Origin of the sequence: Amaricoccus sp. W119 (assembly GCF_047275745.1) — a bacterium.
GTDB lineage: Bacteria > Pseudomonadota > Alphaproteobacteria > Rhodobacterales > Rhodobacteraceae > Amaricoccus.
Genome location: NZ_JBKQWU010000055.1, coordinates 1 through 20,597 on the forward strand (window position 1 = coordinate 1; position 20,597 = coordinate 20,597).

Here is a 20,597-nt window from a genome sequence, read left to right on the forward strand (position 1 = left end):
ATATCCGAGGTCTCCGCGCTCGAAGCTCCTCCGTGCTCATTCTCACCCATCTCAACACCTCCGTCGGCCCAAATTAAGCCGTCTGGGATGTCTCAAGAAACCCTGGGGCGGAGGATTCACTTGAAGATCGAGTCTTGATTTTCGGTTCTACCTGTGCCGCCGGGGGGTGCGACACGAAAGTGCTCCAATTGTCCGGTTCACGTGAACGTTTCGAGAACTCCGCGGTCCGGATCGCGGTCGGTGATGCCGGGTTCTTGCCATATCCAGGCGAAGTCGTTGTCCCGCATCGGGTCGGGCGGCGCTAAATTTCCTGGACGAACACGTCAACCGCCGCTCCCTGCCCTGCTCAATAATGCCCGGTAAGTTTGCCTTATCGGGCATTATGAGACTTGACCCTGTGGGTTCGGCGCTTCCGGTCCCCTGCCCTTTTCAATCGCTATGTTTAAGGTCGCGGCTCCGCTGCGGCACGCGTTGTTTTGCGCGGATGCACATTGACCGTCACTTCGACCTCCTGCCCGAGGCCGGACAGAATGGCCATCAGGCGGTCGATGGTGAAGCGGCCAAGTTTCGCCCTGCGAATGCGGGAGAAATCGGCGGCGGCGATGCCGGTTTCCTCCTGGGCCCGCCGCACCGTCAGCCCGCGCTCGTCGAGCACGCCGACGATGCGCGCGGCCAGCAGAGCGCGCAGTTGCTCGCGGGCGGCGTCGGCATGGCCAAGGTCGCGGAACACATTGCCGCTGCCCCGGATCACCTCGAAATCGTCCTCGCTCATCGTAGCCTTTCTCTCAGCCGCCTCAGCCGCTCGTGGATCAGGTCGATTTCGGCCCCTCGGCGTCTTGATCCCCGTCTTGGACTTCTTTTGGAAGGCGTGCAGCACCCAGCGCAGCGCGAACACGACCCGGTAAGCGTCGCCCCGGTGCTGCAGCGCCAGCTCCATCACCCCGGAGCCGAAACCGGTCGGCGGCTTGGCCATATCCGGCATTTGCATTCTACGGCGACCCAGACCCGGAATAACCCGCTTCGCGCTGATGTCTGACGGCGAGCACCAAGGCCAGCTCACCGTCCACCCGGTAGAGAACGACATAACCACTGTCTCCGAACGGGATCAGCCATTCCCGGAATTCCGGGGGCATCTTCTCGGCCGGGCGCCCCGCGCCGGGGTGCGCCTCCACGATCCGCATGCCCTCGCGGATCGCTCGCACGGCGCGGGACGCCGCGGCGGGGCTGCTCTCCGCGAGAAAGCGATGGCAGCGCTGGACGCCCCGCAGGGCCTCCGATGTCCAGATCAGTCGTGGCATTCAGGCGGCTCCGGGTCCCGCCCCGCCTCGAGCTCCGCCATCCACGCATCGGCGTCCGCGTGCGTCACATGCTGGCCGGTCGTCTGATACGCCGCCCAGGCGGTCAGCGCCTCCCGCCGGAAGGCTTCCCGCTTTTCCTCGCGCTCCACATATTGGGAGATGGCCTCGCGCATCAGGTAATGCGTCGACCGATGCTGGCTTTTTGCCAGCTCCTGGATCCGGGCATGTACCTCCGGATCGAGCTTCACTGCGACGGGACGGGCGGCGGGCATAATACGCTCCTAGGTATCATAAGGTGATACCTTTAGCAGGAAGCGCGGACCCTGTCAGCTTTCCAGCGCCCGCGCTCGTGAGATGGCATTCCGTGGCTCACCAGATCGCCAAAATCCCTCGGCGCACGCCGCTCGCTCGCCGTGCCGTATCCTAATCCCCAGACCCGACTTCTGCACGCGGAAGGCCAAGGCTTTCCATTGGGTCCGGCCCGGCATCTGCGTGTGGAGGCCAATACCCGCGCGGCGCCTCCCCGCTCCGCCGCGCGCCGGAGCACCGGCCGCCTTGCCGCGCTCCCTCACCCTCGGGCGAGCACCAGCGCGCTGCCCGCGACCAGGAGCCCCGCGCCGACGATGGCGGTGACATTCGCCGCCAGACCGGTTCGGGCGATCTCGATCGCCAGTCCGCACAGGAGCTGGCTGGCGACGAGAACCGTGACGGTCGAAACCGGCCCGAGCTCGCGAAAGCCCGTGACACTGGCGAAGACGAAGAAAGAGCCGAGCAGCCCCGGCAGCAGGCTCCACGCGCGGAAACCGCCGACCGCGGCGGCGAGGCCGGACGGGCCGTTCTGGAGGAGGAGCGCGACCAGGAGCGCCACGAGGCCGACGGCGGAGTTCAGGACCAGCGGCGCCACCGTCGAGCCCCCGGTCGCGGCCATCCGCGCCATCAGCAGGTTCTGGGCGACCAGCGCCGCGCCGGCCAGCGCGAGCAGGCCGAGGAGCGGCGTCGGCATCACGCCGTTCCGTCCGGATCCGCGCGCGCGTCGAGCGCGAGCCGCAGGAAGGCGAGGTCGAGCCACTTGCCGAACTTGGTTCCCACCTCGCGCAGCAGCCCCGCCTGTTCGAAGCCGAGTGACTCGTGCAGCCGGATCGACGGGAGATTCCCCGCCTCGATCCCCGCGACCATCACATGCTTGCCGAGGCCGCGCGCCCGCTCGATCAGCGCCGCCATCAGCGCCCGGCCAACGCCGCCGCGGCGCGCCCCGGCGCGGACATAGACCGAATGCTCGACGGTATGGCGATAGCCGTCCCAGGCGCGCCAGTCGCCGAAGGCCGCGTAGCCGAGCACGGCGCCCGCCTCGTCGACCGCGACCAGCACCGGATAGCCCGCCTTGCGTCGGTCGGCGAGCCAGGCGGCGCGGTTGGCCGCGTCCACCAGCGTCTCGTTCCAGATCGCCGTGGTATGAAGCACGGCGTCGTTGTAGATCGCGAGGATGCCCCCGATGTCGCCGGGTTCCGCGTCGCGCACTTGTATGATCCGCTCCGATTCCAATATAGTGATACGCATGTCTACTATGGAGAACGAGATCGATCAACGGCTCGGCGCGCGGATCCGGGCGGAGCGCGAGTCCCGGGGCTGGTCGCTCTCCGATCTCGCGGCGCGCTCGGGCGTGTCGCGCGGCATGATCCACAAGGTCGAGCGCGGCGACAGCAGCCCGACCGCGTCGCTGCTGGCGAAGCTCTCGGGCGCCTTCGGGCTCAGCATGTCGACCCTGCTGGCGCGGGCCGAGATGAACCCGGGGCGGCTCGCGCGGGCGAGGGACCAGCCGGTCTGGACCGACCCCGAGAGCGGCTATATCCGCCGCCATGTCTCGCCGAGGACTGATCTCCCCGCCGATCTGGTGCGTATCGAGCTGCCGCCCGGCGCCGCGATTCCGATGCCTGCCTCGGCCTACACGTTCCAGCGCCAGCTGATCTGGGTGCTGGCCGGGCGGCTGGTGTTCCTCGAGGGTGAGCTTCGTCACGAGCTCGACGCGGGCGACTGCCTCGAACTCGGCGCTCCGAGCGACTGCGCCTTTCGCAACGAGAGCGACGCGGTTTGCGTCTATGCGGTGATCGTCATTCGAAAGCACGGATGATGACGCGCGATGGCTCCTCGCGCGGCCACCGCGCCGCGTGACATTGCCCCGGGTATCGGGGTGTCGAGCATAGCGGCTTGAGAAGCCCTCCGGCGATCGTCGCGATGCCAGCCCAAAGCAGGGTGACGATGAAGGCGAGCATGGGCAGCGCGGGCCCGAGCGAGCGCAGAATCTCGCGCGGGCCGGCTTATCGGACTAACTCCACACGTACCCCAAGGGGGTCGGCGATATCGGCCCAGGGACGGTCCGCCGTCACTGCGGACACGCCCAGGAGCCTCGCCAACGCGAGACAGGCCCGGTCACCTTCGCTCAACCCCTTGGGGCGTGTGATGGTGACCAGAGTACCCGCCTCGATCGCGAGCGCCAATGTCAGGTCGCGGACATCGAGAGCGAGATCCGCGATGATCCGGGTCGCGTCCTCCCGGGTGCCGCCTCTCTCGACGATCTTCTTCGTAAGTTCCTGAGCGTTCAGCGCGGAGACTGCGACCCCTCGGTCGAGCCAGCTCTCGACGATGTCCCATCCCGTTTCGTGATTGAGATAGGCCAGCAGCGCGGAGGTATCGACGACCGCGGCCACGCCGGTCATCTCACGCGCGCCTTCGGATCTTGCCTCAGTCGCGGCTCCTCATCTTCGCGTGCGACCTCGGCCCGCTTTTCAGCGAGGAAAGTATCGACCACCGGCTCTCCTTCCGGCACGAGGGCGCGGAAGCGTTCCTGTGCTCGGTGGCGCGCGCGCTGGGTGGTGGTGATTTCGATCCGGTCCCCCTCGGCCTGAATGAGGATGCGATCGCCCTTCCCTACTCCCAGGGCGCGGCGGAGTTCGGCGGGCAGGATCATGCGTCCATTTTCTTGAATAGGGACATCAAACTGTTTCATGGGCACCTCCAGAAAAAATGGGTCACAGAAAGCATATCGGGTCATATTGGGTTGGTCTAGACATCCCCTCGTGGGGTCCCGAACCGGGATCGTGCCGTTGGTCCTCGTGGACGCTACCTGAAAGCCAAAACGGCATGTTATCATGGTCCCATGTTAACATGTTGCCATGGAGATACGCCCGACACTCTCGGGTTACCTCTTGCCTTCGCGCTACGGATCGGCCCGCCTGCCCGCCTCTCGTTCGCCAACACGGCTTGTGACCAAGCTCAGCTCTGGAACAAGGCCGTCCCCATGATTACATGTTACCATGGGGGTGGCCCAGTTCCGGCTCGGACAGCCTTCCTCGAAATGGGAGATCGCCAAGAGATCGCGCTTCATGAGTCCAGTGAGGCCGCGGTTGTTCGCCGGACAGACCTCTGAGCTCGAGGGTCCCGAGGACAGCGATTAGCCGTCCGCCCTCTTGAATCCCGGTCTCATGGGCAACCAAGTCGGTATCCCCTGCTCCACGAGTGCCCGGACCGACGCTTCTCGCCATCCAGGATGGTCTTCCGCGACCCGACAACCCCAACCCGCGCTCCGTCCTTCAGTAACGACGTATCTTCCGGACAAGCGCCTCAGGAGCATTCTTTTCTTAATAGGCTTCATTTATCGTACCATGAAACCATGGCCTCATGGTTTCATGGTACGATAGACCTCCCACATCGTCAGGAAGAGCTGGGACTTGGCGCCCTTCGAGAAGCCAAACTCCTCCCCTGCCCTCGCGCTGAAAGCTTCGAATACCTCCGGCGGAACCTGCACCTGCAGCGGCTTGTTCCTCGCCTCCGACGGGCGCGGATCGGCCTGGATGATATTCGGAGCCTTCTCACGGGGCGGAGGCGCCCCCTTCTTCAGAAGCGACGTATTCGCCATCATGCAACCTCCTTCGCCTGCGTCACCGCCGCCAAACGGTTAATGATCGACTGCGCCAGACGCTCGGCCTTCTCGTTCAGGGTCCGGTGCGTCGTCTCGGTCGCTGTCTTGCCCGCGTCGTGCGCGATTCCGTAGGCGGTTGAGACCGGCAGGAAGCCGTCTAGCGTCGTGTAGTCCGTCTGCTCGAGATAGGCCCGCGCAGCGCTCAGTTCGGCGTCGCTGTTCGTCGTCTTCACCAGCGCGAAGGCAATGCGGCCGGCATCAATGCCGGAATCGGCGAGACTGTGCGCGAGCTTCACCGCCGGGCGCAGATCATCCTTGGTCTGTCCGGTCGGAATGACGATTAGATGCGCCGCCTTCGCGATTTCCAGCGTCTGCTGTGAGGAGTGCGGGCGGCCATCGAGGATATAGGCGTCGAAGCGTCCCGCCTCGGCAAGCGCCGTCTTGATGTTTCCGAACGGCTGAACTTGGATCTCTGGCTCAAGCTTCGCTTCCGCCCGGTCCGCAGCCCATTCCGTGCATGTGGTCTGTTGCGTGTCCAAATCCGCGATCTTGACCGCGAACCCGTCCTTCGCAAGTTCGCGGGCGAAGAGCCGCGCCAGAGTCGATTTTCCTGCCCCGCCTTTTTGCGAGACCATTCCGATGATGTAGCTCATGTTTGTTCCTGCTCGATTTTGCTTTTACGATGGTACCATGAAATCATGATCCATCAACGCCCTGATATCATGGTTACATCTTACGATGGCACCATGTTATCATGACGACATGGCACCATGGATGCTCAGGCAAACGCGCGGATAAATGTTCTTCCTGGCGGCCGCGTGAGGCAACATGATTTTCGGGCCATCCCCCAGGAGTTTGAGACGCAGCGGTGACATGGCTCCATGATACCATGGCACCATGTCACCGTGAAACCATGGCAGGCACTCGCCTATCTATTCGGGGAGTGATCCAGCTGCAAACGGGGCAGGGCGGTTCCCCTCAAGAAGCCTGCTCTCATAGTCGAGCTGCCGCTTGTTCGCGGCCTTGACCTCCGCCACGAACACCCCCGTTGGGGTCAGCTCATAAAGCGGGTCGCGACCGTCCGCAGCACTCTTGCTGACCTTATAGAACAGCAGGACATCTTGAGCCCGCAGCTCCTCGAGCGCGTCTCGGACTGTCTCCCGATTGCGGTCCTCCCTGCTATGCACGAGCAGGGCACTGTCCCGTTTGATCGTCGAATATCGGATCGAATAGGGCTGGGTGAGGCTCGCGTTCGTATAACGCCGCGCCAGCAACTTGTGCAGCCAGCGGGCCAGCTGCGAGGACATCGACATCAGAATTTCATAGTTAAATTGACGAAACTGCAGATTGTTGATCGCCCTAGAGTAGACGAACGGGAGGGTAACTCGCCAGCGCGATTTTGGATCGGCCAAATATTCTGCGCGACTCACCTCAATCGCCTCGGGGATGATGGCACCCCGATACGCGGCCTTTTTGTTGTTCCCATGGAAGAACAACAAAAGACGGCACTCGTTCATGATCATCAGCGACAGCTTGATCTGCTCAAGTGAGCGCGAATGCCCGCGCATACGCAGCTCCCGGGCGATCATCGCCAGCGAGAACTCGACAAAGCTCTGCTCTTGATCCGCATAATGCCGGCCATGCTTCTGATCGGCGAAGAGCTTCCGCAAGACCTCCTCGATCAACTCCTCATTCACAGAAGGCAGAAAGCTTCGCTCCGTGCCATCCACCTTGATCAAGGCCGGCTTAATCTGCATCGTCGCTGGGATCTGCTCATCGGAATTGTACGGTTTGTAGATGAACTCCCGCTCCCATATCGGCAGCCGACCGTCCTTGTCGCGGAGCGCGATCTGCTTGCGCGCGGAGCATGAGTATTTCGGGATCGCGTCCCAAAGCTCTATGGTATTTGAGTGCTTCTTCGGATCGCCATAAAATGCCGTGAACATATCAAACTGGGCCGATGGGGTAGGGGCCGGAAGGTCCTTCATCCTCTTATTTTTCCCTGACTGCTCACGGTTCTGATTCATTGTCATTCATCGTATCCGAGTATCGACCTCCCCTAGATTTTGTCCAGAGAAAGTCAAAGTTATCCACATTTTGGGGCCCGGGCAGGGGGCAAGGTTAGAGACGGAGGGTGCAGAAGGTTAGAGATGGAGGGTGCAGAAGGTTAGAGACGGAGGGTGAAGGTTAGAGATGGAGGGTGCAGGTTTGTGGGTACTCAAGGCCATTTTCGGTCCCAAAGGGTTGGAGATGGAGGGTGCAAACAGGCAAAAAAGGTTAGAGACGGAGGGTGCAAACCGGGTTCGCGGACCCCTGACACTCCATAAAAAGTTAGAGATGGAGGGTGCAAACGCCCGGGAGGTTGTAGACGGAGGGTGCACGGATGACTCGATAACAAATTGAAATAAAACGAATTTATGGCATTTTCGGATTCCTATCCTTTTAACCTTATACTTAACCCTTCTAATTCGTCAGGGCAGCTCTCGAGCCATCCACCCGATCCCCTCCTCACCCTGGCTTGTGCACGAGATCCTCCCCGGTGACGGGCCCGAGGTTGAGCGCGCCGGGGGCCTTGAGGAGGAGCTCGGCCTCGACGCGTGGCGGGGCGGAGGAGCCGGCGGCGCAGGCGATCCAGGCGCGGAACTTGTAGAGCCCGGGCTGGAGCTCGGCGCCGAGCACGAGCGAGAGCGCGGCGGGGCCCTGGCGGTTGTCCCAGGGACGCACGGCCTGGCTGGCCGCGCCGATCGCCTGATCCTCGAGCCAAGCTTCGAAGAGGCAGGGGACCTCGGCGAGCGCGCCCTTGCCGAAGCTCACGCGCAGGTCGGCTGCCAGCTGGGCGCGGCCGGAGCCGGTCGAGCGGAGCCAGCCCTGGAGCTCGACGCCGGCGAGGCCAGTGTAGCGCACACCGCGATCGGAGAGATCGCCGAGGCCGATCGGCCCGCCGGCGTAGACGAAGCCGCCGACGCTGTCGGGCGGCACCTCGCCGAGCCGGCGGGCCTCGGTCGGCGCGGCGCGCGCCAGCGCCACGGCGCCGGGCAGGTAGCTCTCCGGCGTGGGGGTAAACGAAGTGCCCGCCGGTTCCGCGTCCGAGGCGGGCGACGCAGCGGCCACCGCGCCTCCTCCGTCGCCTTCCTCCGACGGGACCGCCCCAGTCTCCGGCGCTATCTCTTCGGAGCCGAGGCGGCGCAGGATTGCGTCGAGCTTGGCTTCGATCCGGTCGAGCTGTCCGGGGCGCGGAACGACCGGGTCGGAGTCGGGCGTCGCGAGAGGCGACGCCATCGCAGGGGCCTCCACGGCGGTCGCCCCAGCGTCCTCGGCCAGGGCGGGGCCGGCGAGGGACAGCGCGAGCGCCGCGAGGGCGGCGGTTGTCGCGCCGGGGGCGCGGCGCGGGACGAGAGGGCGGATGGGCATCATGGATCCTTCCTGGACGGGGCGCGCGGCGGCTCTCCGGCGCGGAGGGTGCCGAAGGGATCGGTGGCGGCGTCGGGGTTCCGGACGATGGTGACGCCCTCGAGGCCGCGCCCGGGCGCGAGCGGCGTGCCCGGTACCGGGGAAGCCAACTCGTCGGAGACGGGGGCCTCGTAGCGCGTGCCGGGCGGCGGGAGCGGGATCCTGGCGGCCGAGGGCGCGCCATCCCCGTTCGTGCTTTCGCCCGCGCCGAGGCGGAGCAGCAGGACGACAAGCGCGAGACCGGCGCCGATCACGGCGAGGCGGAACACGCGGTCCGCCGCCCAGGCGCGGGGCAGCGCGGCGAGGAGCCGCCGGGGCAGGGTGGGGAGGTTGTTCATGGCATCGTCCCCGCTGGTGCCGCCGCCGCGTCCGCGCCGAGCGTCTCGCGGGCGGCGGCGTCGATGTCCTGGGCCATGAGCGTGACGAGATCGTCGCGGGTGCGCGCGGGCAGGCGCATCACGCGGCTGCCCTGGGCCTCGCGGGCGCGCTCGACGAGGGTGCGCGCGGCGCGGCCGTTGCCGGGCTCGGGGGCGGCCGCCAGCGCGGCGCAGGCCACCTCCAGGGCTTCCTCCGCTTCGGAGGCGAGATGGAAGCCCGCGCGCGCGATCCGGGCGCGGCAGATCGTGACGAGTTCGCAGGCGTCGTAGTTCGCGAAGGCGATGGTCCGGGTGAAGCGCGAGCGCAGGCCGGGGTTCGCCGCGAGGAAGCGGCGCATCGGGCCGGGATAGCCCGCGACGATGACGCAGAGCCGGTCGCGCTCGTCCTCCATGAGCTTCAGGAGGGTATCGATCGCCTCGGGGCCGAAGTCGCGGGCGGCGTCCTCGGGCGCGAGCGCGTAGGCCTCGTCGATGAAGAGCACGCCGTCGCGCGCGGCGGCGACCGCCTCGCGCACGCGTGGCGCGGTCTGGCCGATGTGCTGTCCGACGAGGCCGGAGCGATCGACCTCGACCAGGTGGCCCGAGCGCAGATAGCCGAGCCCGGCGAGGATCTCGCCCATCAGCCGGGCGACCGTGGTCTTGCCGGTGCCGGGATCGCCCGTGAAGACGCAATGCAGGCTCGGGCCCTCGCCGGGCGCCAAGAGCCCATGGCGGCGCCGCTCGGCCTCGGCGGCGAGCGCGTCGATCAGCCGGGCGACCTCGGCCTTGACCGCGTCGAGCCCGACGAGGCCGTCGAGCTCGACCAGCACCGCCTCGAGCGGGCGCGGCGCGGCGGCGGCGCCTTGGCGCGACGCGTCGCGCGACACCGTTCCGGAGCTCCTCTGGGTTATCAGGCCGCCTCCCGAGCCCTCCACGGCGCGCCAGAGGCGCCAGGAAACCAGGAGCAGGCAGCCGATCAGGATCGGGCCGGCGTAGGCGTGGAAGAGCGCCAGCGCGGCGANGCGCGCCAGAGGCGCCAGGAAACCAGGAGCAGGCAGCCGATCAGGATCGGGCCGGCGTAGGCGTGGAAGAGCGCCAGCGCGGCGAGGAGAGCCGCTCCGGTCCCGAGCAGCCCGAGGCGGGAGACGAGGCCGCTCATTCAGCGGCCCTCGGCCCGGACGCGGCCTCGAAGCGCGAGGGGGCGACCAGCGCGCGCATCTCGGGGCGGCGGAAGTAGATCGCGCGGCCGCAGCGGAGCGGCTTGTGGCCGCGCGCGATGACGAAGGCCTCGTCGGCGCGGGTGTCCTGGATGAGCTCGTCGGGCTTGATGAGCGCGCGGCGGATCTCGGAGCGGTTGGCGCTCTTCCCCGAGCTCGCCGAGCTCGTACCGCCCCAGCGGCCCGAGGTGCCGCGCGTGTCGCCCTCGCTCAGCGCCATGACGCCGTGCTCGCCGCAGGCCTGGGAGAGCGCGCGCGCGGTCTCGGGATCCTGCACGGCGGCGTAGAGGCGCCAGGCGGTGGAATCGATCCAGGCGCGCGCGCCCTCGCGGCCCCACTGCTCGGTGAGCTGGCCGGCGGACTGGTAGAGCAGCAGCAGCGTCATGCCGTACTTGCGCCCGGCGTCGCGCGCGGCCTCGAGCGCCGCCATCGGCCCGAGGCGGGCGACCTCGTCGAGCAGGAAGAGCACGCGGCCCTCGGTCGCGCCATCGGCCTCGTAGGCGGCATTGAGGAGCGCGCCGACGATCACCCGGCCAAGCCCGGGCGTGGCCTGCAGCGTCTTCAAGGGCAGCTGGACGAAGACGGTGAGCCGGCCTTCGCAGAGCTCGCGGGTCTCGAAGCTCTCGCCCGAGACGAGATCGGCGTAGGCCCGGATCGAGAGCCAGCGCGTCGCCTGGTTCGCATTGGCGTAGACGCCGGAGAAGGTCTCGTCGACGAGGCCCATCAGCGTGCCCGCGAGATCGCGCGCCATCGGCGAGGCGGAGGCGCCATGGATCTCGCCGAGCCGGGTCCGCATCTCCGCCTCGGGGATCACCAGCGCCTGGCGCAGGCGGCGCAGCGTCTTCTCGCGCCGGGGCAAGGCCGGATCCCACATCAGGTCCGCGAGCAGGCAGGCGATCAGCCCGCGCCCCATGTCGCGGAAGAATTCGCCGCCACCGCTACCGCCCGCGCCGCGCGCGGGCTCGCCGGCGAGCCAGGTCGCGACCGCCTCGACGTTGGTCTCGGCGAGCGGCCCCGCGACATCGATCCAGTCCAGCGCATTGAACCCCCCCGCCGGGTCATCGGCGCGGTCATTGGCGCTGGGATCGACGGATGCGCCCGTCCTGGCCGATGACCCGGCCCCGGCGGCGGGATCGAGCGTCACCACGCGGTGGCCGAGGCTGGCGGCGCGGTATGCGCCGACCATGGGTCCGATCTCGCGGGCGGGATCGAGCACGACCGCGGAGCCGGTCCAGGCGAGCATGGTCGGGATGCCGACCGAGGTGGTCTTGAAGCCGCCGGATCCCGCGAGCACCAGCGCGTGGGTCGAGCCCGACCGGCAGGGATCGATCAGGAGCGGCGCCGTGCCGCCCGCGCCCCAGGTGGCGGGATCGGCGGGATCAAAGGGGCGGCGCGATGACCCGTGCCACGATGACCCGTGGCGGTCGAGGTCGACGCGGTAGGCCTCGCCGACGACGATGCCGCCATGGCGCGGGTCGGGTCCGGGGAAGAGGCGGCGCGCGTCCTTCATCGAGAGCCAGTCGGCGTGGCCGTGATTGTCGGAGCGCGCGCGCCGGAGCGGGCCGTGCGCGCCGCCGGGGCCTCCCTCCCCACCGAGCGGCTCGCCGCTCAGCAGGCGGATGCCGATCCCGAGGCCGACGAGGCCGGTGACGAGGGCGGCGAGGTAGGGCATCGGGACCCCGCCGAGGAGCTCGAGCGGCGGCGCGGTGCCGGCGCGCGCCGCGAGATCGTCCCAGGCGGGCTTGAGCGTCAGCACGAGCGCGAAGGCGACGCCGCTGAGGCTCGCGAGCGCGGTCGTGCGCGTGGCGGTCCCCGCGCGATGCAGCGCGAGGGCGATCAGCATGACGAGGATCGGGCCAATGAGCCCGGCGCTCGGCCAGACGGCGTAGGCGAAGGCGTATTCGGCCGAGCTCCGGTCCATGCCGGCGCTCAGGAGCACGCCGTCGCGCCAGAGCCAGAGGCTGAGCCGCAGCGCCCCCCAGAAGAGCCAGAGCGGCCAGAGCTGGACAAGCAGCCTCAGCCCGGCCCTCGCGAGGCCGGTCAGTGCGCGCGCGATCATCGGGAAGTCCCTGTCTGGAAGGCCTCGTCGAGCTACTCGGCGGCCTGGGTCGCGGCGCGGCCCTGGTCGCCGGGCGCGGGCGCCGCGTCGGTCTGAACCCGGCGCAGCGTGCCGCCGAGTTCGTCGGCGGCGCGCCTGGCGTCGTCGTAGCTCGCCAGTCCCTCCCAGTGGCGCATCACCTTGGACCAGCGGAAGCCGAGCGCGCGCAGCCGCGCGGTCACGGTCGCGGCCTGCGCGCCGTCGAGCGCGAGGATGAGCGGCTCCTTCACGACCTCGCGGGCCTTCGCCTCGCGCTCGAAGGCGCGGCCGCCCTCGGCCTGCCAACGCGCGATCTCGGCGGCGTCGCCGAGCTTCGCGGTGAGACCGAGCAGCGCGCCGTAGAGCGCGTTGGCGTCGAGCTCGAGAAGCCCGGCCTTGTCGACGAGGCCGCCGGCCTCGATCAGCCGCCGGGTCCTGGCCTTGCGCTCGGCCTCGCGCACGCGGTTCTCCTCGAGCTGAAGGCGGGCGCGCTGCTGCTCGAGCCGCGCCTGGCGCTCGGCCAAGCTGGTGCGTGTCATGATGGTCGGTCCTTCTCGATAACAACCAGGCTACTCGGGGGGCGACTGCTAGCAAGCGCCACGCGCGAGATTCAAGCGCCAAATCCCTCATCCCCGCCGAATACGCGCGGGGGAGAGGAACACCTCCGCTCCTTTCTCCGCGCCGCGCGCCGCGCCCATTCAGCCGCGCGCTGCTCTCGCCACACGTCCCTGGCGCGTCCCCGCGCGGGAACGGCTGCCCGGACATGTCCCTCTCCGGGTGCGCAGTCCCTGCGCGATCCCGGTCGCCAGCCCACGACCCGGACCGCCCGCGCGGCTGACCGCGCTCGCCGCCATCGCTCGGCGTCGCTCGTCGTCGCCGTTGGATCGGCCGGGTTTGCGCGCGCTGGAATGGGAACAGGGGCCGTTAGGGGCGGACAAGCGGCGGACTGGAAGAATCGGCCCCGGCGGTGCCCGGAGCACCAGCCGGAGGCCTGACCACCATCCGAGGCTGCTGAGGACATCGAACAATGGCTGACCAGCAGCATACAACCCGTCGCGCCGTTCGGTAGTGTCTCAGTTAGAACGTCGCTATGCGCCAAAAGCGGTCGTTCCGCAGCGCGGCCAAGATCCCGATCCTCTGGGGCGGATTGCGGTCATCTGTCATCTGCCGCCTCGCAGCGGGATCGGCACAAAAGTCGGGAGCAGCCATTCGGCGCGCCGCCCCGGCGCAATCCCGCGCGCCGAGCTGCCATCCTCGGTCGGAAATCAATCGCGCCGGGTCAATCGAGTCGAATAGGCGAAGCGGTCGCCCGGATGGATGCTGATGGAGACCTCCGCCAGCGTCGCCGGGCCAAGGAGGTACTGGCGGCGGACCTCCAGCGCGGCGGCGCCCACGTCCGCCTTCAGCGGATCGGCAAGCGCCGTCGGCACCGGCAGCGCACGCAACTGCTGGCGGATCTCGAGGATGCGCCGGCCGGAGGTCTCCTCGATCAGCGTGCTGAGAAGGTCGGTGGTCGCTCCGAGCCGGCTTCGCACGCCTTCGGCGAAGTCGGCGGCGATATAGACATCGGTCCAGCAGACCGGCGGGTCGTCCGGACGGTCACGCCATAGCCGCAGGCTCGAAACCCGGAGCCAGCGGCTGCCCGGCCGAACCCCGAGGCGAGTCGCGAGCACGTCGTCCGCGACCTCATCGGTCACCTCGACCGTCCGCCGGATCGTCGCGTCGCCGAACTGCTGCACTTCGGCGATGCTGCCGATCGCCTGGAAGAATCCGGGCTGGTCCTCCGGCGGACCGGCGGCCTCGACCCGCGTGCCCACGCTCTTGCGTCGCGAGATCAGCCCGGTCGCCTGAAGTTCCCTCATGGCGGCGCGCACCGTCGAGCGACTGACGCCAAGCTGTTCCGCCAGGGTCACCTCCGGAGGCAGAAGGCTGCCGACGGGGTATCGGCCGGAACCGATAGCCTCGGCCAACTCTCTGGCGACATTCGCATATCTCGGCTGCATCGGGTTCCCCAGCTTCGCGGGCATACTCTAACCCGAAAGCCACGGCCTGAGGAAGGGCTTTGTTCGAACATTACGGTTGATCGAATCAATAAAGTCGGACATATCACAATGTACGAACAAAATGAGAGGAAACCCCGTGTCCAGCACCGTCTTCGACTCCGCCCTGTTCCGCGACATGTTCGGCACCGCCGAGATGCGCGCGATCTTCTCCGACGAGGGTCTCGTCGGCCGCTATCTCGAAGCCGAGGCCGCGCTCGCCCGCGCGCAGGCGCGCCTCGGCGTCATTCCGCGGGACGCGGCCCACGCCATCGACGCAGCGGCGCAGTCGATCGAGATCGACTACAACCTGCTCCGCCACGAGACCGAGATCGTCGGCTATCCGATCCTGCCGCTCGTGCATCAGCTCTCGAAGGCGTCCGGAGATGCCGGTGGCTACGTCCATTGGGGCGCGACGACCCAAGACATCATGGACACGGCCAATGTCCTGCAGATCCGCGCGGCGCTCGACGTCGTCGCACGCGACCTGACCGAGCTGCGCGGCATCCTCGCCGATCTCGCGGTGCGCCATCGCGACACCCCGATGGCCGGACGCACCCATCTGCAGCAGGCGCTGCCGGTCACCTTCGGCTACAAGGCGGCGGTCTGGCTCTCGTCGATCGACCGCCACATCGAGCGGCTCGGGCAGGCGCGCCCCCGCGTCCTCGTCGGCGAGTTCTCGGGCGCCGCCGGAACCCTCGCCTCGGTCGGGTCAGGCGGGCTCGAGATGCAGCGCCTCTACTGCGAGGAGCTCGGGCTCGGCCAGCCTTCGATCACATGGCACGTGGCCCGCGACGGCATCGCCGAGGCGGTGACGCTGCTCGGTCTCATCACCGGCACCCTCGGCAAGATCGCCACCGACGTGATGATGATGGCGGCCTCCGAGTTCGGCGAGGTCTCCGAGCCCTTCGTCCCGGGTCGTGGCGCCTCCTCGACCATGCCGCAAAAGCGCAACCCGATCTCGTCCGAGCTGATGCTCGCCGCGGCGAAGTCGGTGCGCCAGCACGTCGCGGCGATGCTCGACGGCATGATCCACGACTTTGAGCGCGCGACAGGCCCGTGGCACCTTGAATGGATCTCGCTGCCGGAGAGCTTCCTGCTCACCGCCTCCTCGCTCGCCAACGCCAAGTTCATGCTCGCCGGCCTCGTCGTCCACGAGGATCGCATGCGGGCGAACCTCGACCTGACCGGTGGCCTCATCGTCGCCGAGGCGGTGATGATGGCCGCGGCGCCGAAGCTCGGGCGCCAGCACGCCCACGACGTGGTCTACGGCGCCTGCCGCCAGGCGATCGAGGGCGGCGGCAAGCTTGCCGACATCCTTGTCGGGATTCCGGAGGTCGTCGAGGCGATCGGCGGCGCCGACGCGGTGCGCGCGAAGTGCAACCCAGCCAATTATCTCGGCCTCTGCGGCGAGATGGTCGATCGCGTGGTCGGCGCCCTCGAAGTCGACGCGTCGCGGCCGGCTGGCGCCGCCGCCCTGGCCGGGAGGTGAGGACGATGACCGACGTTGTCACCCACACCGAACACGCGGGCGATCCCGCCGGCGGCGACCGGTTCGACCGTATGCGCCAGACCATCGGCATCCTTCTGGGTCCGATCCTGCTCGTCGCGCTCCTCGTGGTTCCGATGGACCTGGACTGGCACCAGCAGTCGCTGCTGGCGCTGATGATCTTCGTCTTCGTGATGTGGATCACCGAGGCGTTGCCGATCCCGGTCAGCTCGTTCCTGGCGCTGGCGCTGGCGGTGGTCCTGCAGGTTCCCGTCCTCGACGCCGGAGAGAGCGCCTCCGGCTTCGTCTACGGGGCGTTCTCGTCCTCGACACTGTTCCTGGTGATCGGCGGGTTCATCCTTGCCCAGGCGATGATGGTGCATGGGCTGGACCGACGGTTCGCGCTCGCCGTCCTGTCCATCCCGGGCGTGGCGCGCTCCACCACGACGGTGGCGGTCGCCTTCGGCGCCGTCGCCGCCCTGGTCTCGGCCTTCGTGTCCAACTCCGCGGCGGCGGCCATGCTGCTGCCTCTCGGCCTCGGCATCGTCTCAGCGATCGGACCCGAGATCACCGCGGTCACCGGCCATCATGTCAGCCGCAGCCGCTTCGCCTGCGTGACGATGCTGATGATCGCCTACGGCGCCAGCATCGGCGGGCTGCTGACGCCGATTGGCAGCACCGCGAACGTCGTCGGGCTCGGCTTCCTCAAGGAGCAGGTCGGCATCGAGATGGGCTTCTTCGAGTGGACCGCCCGCACGGCGCCCCTCTCCATCCCGCTGTTCATCGCCATGTGCGCGGTGCTCCTGGTCATGAACCGGCCGGAGGTGGGCCGACTCAAGGGGGCGACGGATTTCGTCCGCCAGGAGCGCGGCACGCTCGGACCGCTCAGCCGCGGCGAGGTCAACACCCTGATCGCCTTCGTGACGGCGGTCGTCCTGTGGGTGGCGCCCAGCTTCGTGGGCAGCGCGGAGCCCGGCACGGTTCTCGCCGCCTTCAAGTCGCTCGACATCGGCAGCGCCGCGCTGATCGGGGCGGCGATCCTCTTCTTCCTGCCCGTCGACTGGAGCGAGCGCCGCTTCACCCTCAACTGGCGGGAGGCGGCGGACATCGACTGGGGCACCGTGTTGCTCGTCGGCGCCGGGCTGGTCCTCGGCACTCTCATGGCGAACACGGGGCTCGCGGAGATCATCGGAACCGGCGTCGTCGACCTCCTCGGCTTCCACAGTGTGGTGCCCGTCGTGGTCGCCTCGGTCGCGATCTCGATCTTTATCTCGGAGGCGACGTCCAACACCGCCGCCGTCGGTGTGGTCGTGCCCGTGGTGATTCCGATCGCTGTGGCCGCGGGGATCGACCCGACGCTGCCGGCGGTCGCCGCCGTGTTCGGCGCCTCGATGGGTTTCATGATGCCGGTGTCCACGCCGCCCAATGCGATCGTGTACGGCTCGGGCATGGTGCCGATCTTCCGCATGTTCCGCACCGGGCTTGTCTTCGACCTCATCTCGGTGGGCGTGATCTCGGCCGGCGTACTGGCAGTGGCGGCGATCAATCCCCTGAGCTGACCCTCGCTGGACTGCGGCAGGTAATCATCGAGTGCGCGCCGGAGCCGGCGCGCACCTTTCCTTGTGTGGGGAAGCCGACGAAGGGGAGCGACTACGCGCGAAGACGGTGAAAGGCCTCGGAGGCATGGCCCACATCGTTGACGATGCCGGGCGTCGGCCACCGCCCGGTCCTGTCGAGGCCCATCGCAGAATGTTGCCCGGACGGATGGCAGCTTCCCGAAGGCTGGTGTCTTGGTGCTCGTTCCTGCGAACGAACGCCGTCGGCCCGTGAGCGGCCAATTTCAAACTGAGACACTGCCCGCCGTTCGGAAAGCAGGGCCGGTCAGGCGCATCCTCCACGCGCGGAGCAACCTCGCACTTGCGCCGACGCTCCTCGCCGTTGGATCGGCTATGTTCGCCCGCGACGTCGCGGGTACCTGCTTCACCGCCGTGCCGGGTTCTCACCCGTAGCGAGCCTTGGCGAGCGTAGCGTTGGTGAGACGCAATATGCGTTCTGGCGAACGCGGCTTGCGGAGGGGGCGCGGCCTTGGCAAAGGTGGCGCCCATGGCCATCGCCTTCGCCCGTGCCCGGTATCTCTCGCGCTCGACCGGCGGCTCGGCCACGCGGTCGGCGGCCTATAACGCGCGGGAAGCGATCGCGGACGCGCGCACCGGCGAGCGCTATTCCTTCGCGCATCGCGCCGCGCCCGAGCATCACGCGGTGCTCTTGCCCGAGGGCGCGGACGTCTCCGCGCTCGGCACCGCCGCGGCGCTCTGGAACGTGGCGGAGGGCGCGGAGCGGCGGCGCGACGCGCAGGTGGCGCGCGAGATCGTGCTGGCGCTGCCGGCGGACGCCGAGATCAGCCCCGAGGATCGGATCGAGCTCGCGCGGAGCTTCGCCGAGGCGCATTTCGTCTCCAAGGGATTGGCCGTGCAGCTCGACGTGCACGCGCCGCACGCGACAGACGGCGGCGAGGCAAGCGCGGCGGGCAACGTCGTCGCTGGCCCGGACGGCTCGTCGGCGAACGAGCGGGCGAACCACCACGCGCATCTCCTGATCACCACGCGGCGCGTCGAGGGCGACCGGCTCGCGTCGAAGAAGGCGCGCGACCTCGATCCGGAGGTGAGGAGCTTCAAGGGCCGCGCGGCGGTGACCGAGGGCGAGCGCTGGGGCGCGCTCTGGGCGGCGCACCAGGACGCGTATTTCGCCGAGCACGGACTCGGGCTTCGCGTCGAGGCGACGGCGGCGGTGCCGGGCAACCACGTCGGTCCGATCCGGATGCGCGCGGAGGGATCTCCGGCGGTGGCGCGGGCCGAGGAGATCGCGCGGGCGAACGCGCAAGCCGCGCGCGATCCGGAGCAGGTGCTCGGCGTGCTGACGCGGAACAACGCCACCTTCACGGAAGCAGCGCTCGATCGCTATCTCGCGAAGCACATCCATGACGAGGCTGAGCATCTCGCGGTGAAGGGCAAGGTGCTCGGGCACGGCGCGGTGCTGGCGCTGCATGATCCGGCGAGCGGGGCTGCGACCGGGCGCTACACGACGCGCGCGGTGCGCGAGCAGGAGCGCGCAGCGCTCGCCGAGGCCAGGCGCGTGGCGGACGGCGCGGCCGGGCGACACCATCGCGCGCTTGGGAAAGTCGCGCTGGAGGGCGCGCGCGCGGGACGGACGCTGCGCGAGGATCAGCGCGCGGCGCTCGCGCACGCGGGCGGCGCGGGCGGCCTGAAGATTCTCGAGGGCCGGGCGGGCACCGGCAAGAGCTATACGCTGGCGGCGATCCGCGACGCGCATGCGCGCGCGGGCTACGACGTGGTGGGGCTTGGGCCCACCAATGGCGTGGCACAGGACCTGCGGGCGGACGGGTTCGCGCGCGCGGCGACCGCGCATTCCGAGCTGTTCGGGCTCCGCAACGGGCGCGTGCGCTGGAGCCCGCGCACGCTCATAGTGGTCGACGAGGCGGCGATGCTGGACTCGCGCATCACCGGCGAGCTGCTGACGGAGGCGCGGCGGAGCGGGGCGAAGCTCATCCTCGCCGGCGACGATCGCCAGCTCGCCGCGATCGAGCGCGGCGGGCTGTTCGCGGAACTGATCAAGCGTCACGGCTCGGTCGAGATCACCGAGGTCACGCGGCAGCGCATCGACTGGCAGCGGCGCGCGGCGCGCGACCTCGCCGAGGGCCGTGTCGCGGCGGCGGTGAAGGCCTTCGACGCGCACGGCGCGCTCGACTGGTCGGAGACCGAGGCGGCGGCGCGGGAGCGCTTGGTGGCGCGCTGGACGGCGGACACCGCCAGGGACAGCGACGCGACGCGCTTCGTCTTCGCCTATACCAACGCCGAGGTCGACGCGCTGAACCGGGAGCTGCGCGCGGTGCGGCGCGCGCGCGGCGAGCTCGGCACCGAGGACGTGGCGTTCGAGACGAAGCACGGGCCGGCGGCGTTCGCGATCGGCGACCGGGTGCAGTTCACCGACACCGATCGGCGCCTCGGAATCTACAACGGCAACGCCGGCGTGATCACCGCGATCGACGCGCGGACCGGCCGGATCAGCGCGCGGCTCGACGCGAGCGGCGCGGGCGAAAGCCGGAGCGTCAGCTGGCTGGCTTCCGAGTTCGAGGGCTTCCGGCACGGCTACGCCGGCACGATCTACAAGGGCCAGGGCAAGACGCTCGACCACACCTATCTCTCGCACTCGCGCCACTGGCGGCGCGCGGCGTCCTACGTGGCGCTGACCCGGCAGCGCCAGTCGGCGACGATCTTCGCGGCGAAGGAGACGGCGGCGGACGTGACCCAGCTCGCGCGGCAGATGGCGCGGGGCGAGATCCGCGCGGCCTCGGTCGCCTGGGCGACGCGCGACGAGCTGCCGGCGGAGTTGCGGGAGCGGGCCGCGCGGAGCGCCGGGGCGAAGCGGCCAGCACCGGCGCGCGGGGAGCGGGGCGCCGAGGCGGACGCGCGCGCTCCGGCGGCGGGCCAAGCCGCGGGGAAGCGGAGCGCGGCCCCGGAAGCCGATGCGCGGCGGCCAGTGGCGCCGCGCATCGAGGAAAAGCGCGCGGCCGCGCCGGAGAGCGCGGGGCAGGGGGCACGCACCCCTGAGCGGGCACCGGTGGCGGAGCGGCCCGCGTCACGGGCGCCGCGCTGGCTGATCGCGCCGGCGGAGCCCGCGCCGCCGCTCGGGCGGGGCGAGATCGCCGCCGCCGTGGCGGCGAGCGGCGAGGTCCGG

General features: G+C 68.9%; 20 protein-coding genes. 4 read left to right on the forward strand and 16 right to left on the reverse strand.

All coding sequences use genetic code 11. The features are described from left to right. Positions 1 to 442: 442 nt before the first annotated feature. The 5 genes from ACLJK8_RS18375 to ACLJK8_RS18395 all read right to left on the reverse strand — a co-directional run bounded on the left by ACLJK8_RS18375 (position 443) and on the right by ACLJK8_RS18395 (position 2,816). A complete protein-coding gene (locus ACLJK8_RS18375) occupies positions 443 to 982 on the reverse strand; it encodes an XRE family transcriptional regulator (RefSeq protein WP_413151798.1) in 540 nt (179 codons plus the stop codon). 7 nt (positions 983 to 989) lie between these two features. Next, positions 990 to 1,298: a type II toxin-antitoxin system RelE/ParE family toxin gene (locus ACLJK8_RS18380; protein ID WP_413151799.1), complete on the reverse strand. Its 309-nt coding sequence runs from the start codon at positions 1,296 to 1,298 to the stop codon at positions 990 to 992. Next, complete coding sequence (locus ACLJK8_RS18385; protein WP_413151800.1) at positions 1,286 to 1,570, reverse strand: CopG family ribbon-helix-helix protein; 285 nt, start codon at positions 1,568 to 1,570, stop codon at positions 1,286 to 1,288. The genes ACLJK8_RS18380 and ACLJK8_RS18385 overlap by 13 nt, the downstream gene beginning before the upstream one ends. Positions 1,571 to 1,866: 296 nt before the next feature. Then, the gene (locus ACLJK8_RS18390; RefSeq protein ID WP_413151801.1) at positions 1,867 to 2,301 is read right to left on the reverse strand and encodes a DMT family transporter; all 435 of its coding nucleotides are present in this window, start codon (positions 2,299 to 2,301) and stop codon (positions 1,867 to 1,869) included. Then, positions 2,301 to 2,816 carry an N-acetyltransferase family protein gene (locus ACLJK8_RS18395; protein WP_413151802.1) on the reverse strand — a complete coding sequence of 172 codons (516 nt, stop codon included), beginning with the start codon at positions 2,814 to 2,816 and terminating at the stop codon, positions 2,301 to 2,303. Before ACLJK8_RS18395 ends, ACLJK8_RS18390 begins: the two co-directional genes overlap by 1 nt. Positions 2,817 to 2,862: 46 nt before the next feature. Here ACLJK8_RS18395 and ACLJK8_RS18400 point away from each other — a divergent pair, with 46 nt between their 5' ends. After that, a complete protein-coding gene (locus ACLJK8_RS18400; protein WP_413151803.1) occupies positions 2,863 to 3,426 on the forward strand; it encodes a helix-turn-helix domain-containing protein in 564 nt (187 codons plus the stop codon). Positions 3,427 to 3,613: 187 nt separating this feature from the next. Here ACLJK8_RS18400 and ACLJK8_RS18405 read toward each other — a convergent pair whose 3' ends face one another. The 11 genes from ACLJK8_RS18405 to ACLJK8_RS18455 form a co-directional block, all read right to left on the reverse strand. Beyond that, positions 3,614 to 4,012 carry a type II toxin-antitoxin system VapC family toxin gene (locus tag ACLJK8_RS18405; protein WP_413151804.1) on the reverse strand — a complete coding sequence of 133 codons (399 nt, stop codon included), beginning with the start codon at positions 4,010 to 4,012 and terminating at the stop codon, positions 3,614 to 3,616. Next, entirely contained in the window at positions 4,009 to 4,302 is a 294-nt protein-coding gene (locus ACLJK8_RS18410) for an AbrB/MazE/SpoVT family DNA-binding domain-containing protein (protein ID WP_413151805.1), read from the reverse strand. The genes ACLJK8_RS18405 and ACLJK8_RS18410 overlap by 4 nt, the downstream gene beginning before the upstream one ends. A 669-nt stretch (positions 4,303 to 4,971) precedes the next feature. Next, positions 4,972 to 5,214, reverse strand: a complete 243-nt coding sequence (locus tag ACLJK8_RS18415) for a hypothetical protein (RefSeq protein ID WP_413151806.1) — start codon at positions 5,212 to 5,214, stop codon at positions 4,972 to 4,974. Further along, positions 5,211 to 5,867, reverse strand: coding sequence for a ParA family protein (locus ACLJK8_RS18420; protein ID WP_413151807.1), 657 nt, complete (start codon positions 5,865 to 5,867; stop codon positions 5,211 to 5,213). The genes ACLJK8_RS18415 and ACLJK8_RS18420 overlap by 4 nt, the downstream gene beginning before the upstream one ends. A 279-nt stretch (positions 5,868 to 6,146) precedes the next feature. Further along, positions 6,147 to 7,247 carry a hypothetical protein gene (locus ACLJK8_RS18425; protein ID WP_413151808.1) on the reverse strand — a complete coding sequence of 367 codons (1,101 nt, stop codon included), beginning with the start codon at positions 7,245 to 7,247 and terminating at the stop codon, positions 6,147 to 6,149. A 475-nt stretch (positions 7,248 to 7,722) separates the two neighbouring features. Next, positions 7,723 to 8,625: a hypothetical protein gene (locus tag ACLJK8_RS18430; protein WP_413151809.1), complete on the reverse strand. Its 903-nt coding sequence runs from the start codon at positions 8,623 to 8,625 to the stop codon at positions 7,723 to 7,725. After that, a complete protein-coding gene (locus ACLJK8_RS18435) occupies positions 8,625 to 9,002 on the reverse strand; it encodes a hypothetical protein (RefSeq protein WP_413151810.1) in 378 nt (125 codons plus the stop codon). The genes ACLJK8_RS18430 and ACLJK8_RS18435 overlap by 1 nt, the downstream gene beginning before the upstream one ends. After that, a complete protein-coding gene (locus tag ACLJK8_RS18440) occupies positions 8,999 to 9,907 on the reverse strand; it encodes an AAA family ATPase (protein ID WP_413151811.1) in 909 nt (302 codons plus the stop codon). The genes ACLJK8_RS18435 and ACLJK8_RS18440 overlap by 4 nt, the downstream gene beginning before the upstream one ends. A gap of 268 nt (positions 9,908 to 10,175) precedes the next feature. Continuing rightward, positions 10,176 to 12,296, reverse strand: a complete 2,121-nt coding sequence (locus tag ACLJK8_RS18445; RefSeq protein ID WP_413151812.1) for a type IV secretory system conjugative DNA transfer family protein — start codon at positions 12,294 to 12,296, stop codon at positions 10,176 to 10,178. Between the two features lie 32 nt (positions 12,297 to 12,328). Next, complete coding sequence (locus ACLJK8_RS18450) at positions 12,329 to 12,853, reverse strand: conjugal transfer protein TraD (RefSeq protein WP_413151813.1); 525 nt, start codon at positions 12,851 to 12,853, stop codon at positions 12,329 to 12,331. Positions 12,854 to 13,579: 726 nt separating this feature from the next. After that, positions 13,580 to 14,317: a GntR family transcriptional regulator gene (locus ACLJK8_RS18455; protein WP_413151814.1), complete on the reverse strand. Its 738-nt coding sequence runs from the start codon at positions 14,315 to 14,317 to the stop codon at positions 13,580 to 13,582. Between the two features lie 136 nt (positions 14,318 to 14,453). On the opposite strand from ACLJK8_RS18455, the gene ACLJK8_RS18460 reads away from it, so the two are divergent. The 3 genes from ACLJK8_RS18460 to ACLJK8_RS18470 form a co-directional block, all read left to right on the forward strand. Continuing rightward, positions 14,454 to 15,845 carry an adenylosuccinate lyase family protein gene (locus ACLJK8_RS18460; RefSeq protein ID WP_413151815.1) on the forward strand — a complete coding sequence of 464 codons (1,392 nt, stop codon included), beginning with the start codon at positions 14,454 to 14,456 and terminating at the stop codon, positions 15,843 to 15,845. Positions 15,846 to 15,850: 5 nt separating this feature from the next. Then, a complete protein-coding gene (locus ACLJK8_RS18465; protein WP_413151816.1) occupies positions 15,851 to 17,401 on the forward strand; it encodes an SLC13 family permease in 1,551 nt (516 codons plus the stop codon). Positions 17,402 to 17,945: 544 nt separating this feature from the next. Beyond that, positions 17,946 to 20,597 (forward strand): AAA family ATPase (locus tag ACLJK8_RS18470; protein WP_413151817.1); only part of this gene is annotated, 2,652 nt, incomplete at its 3' end.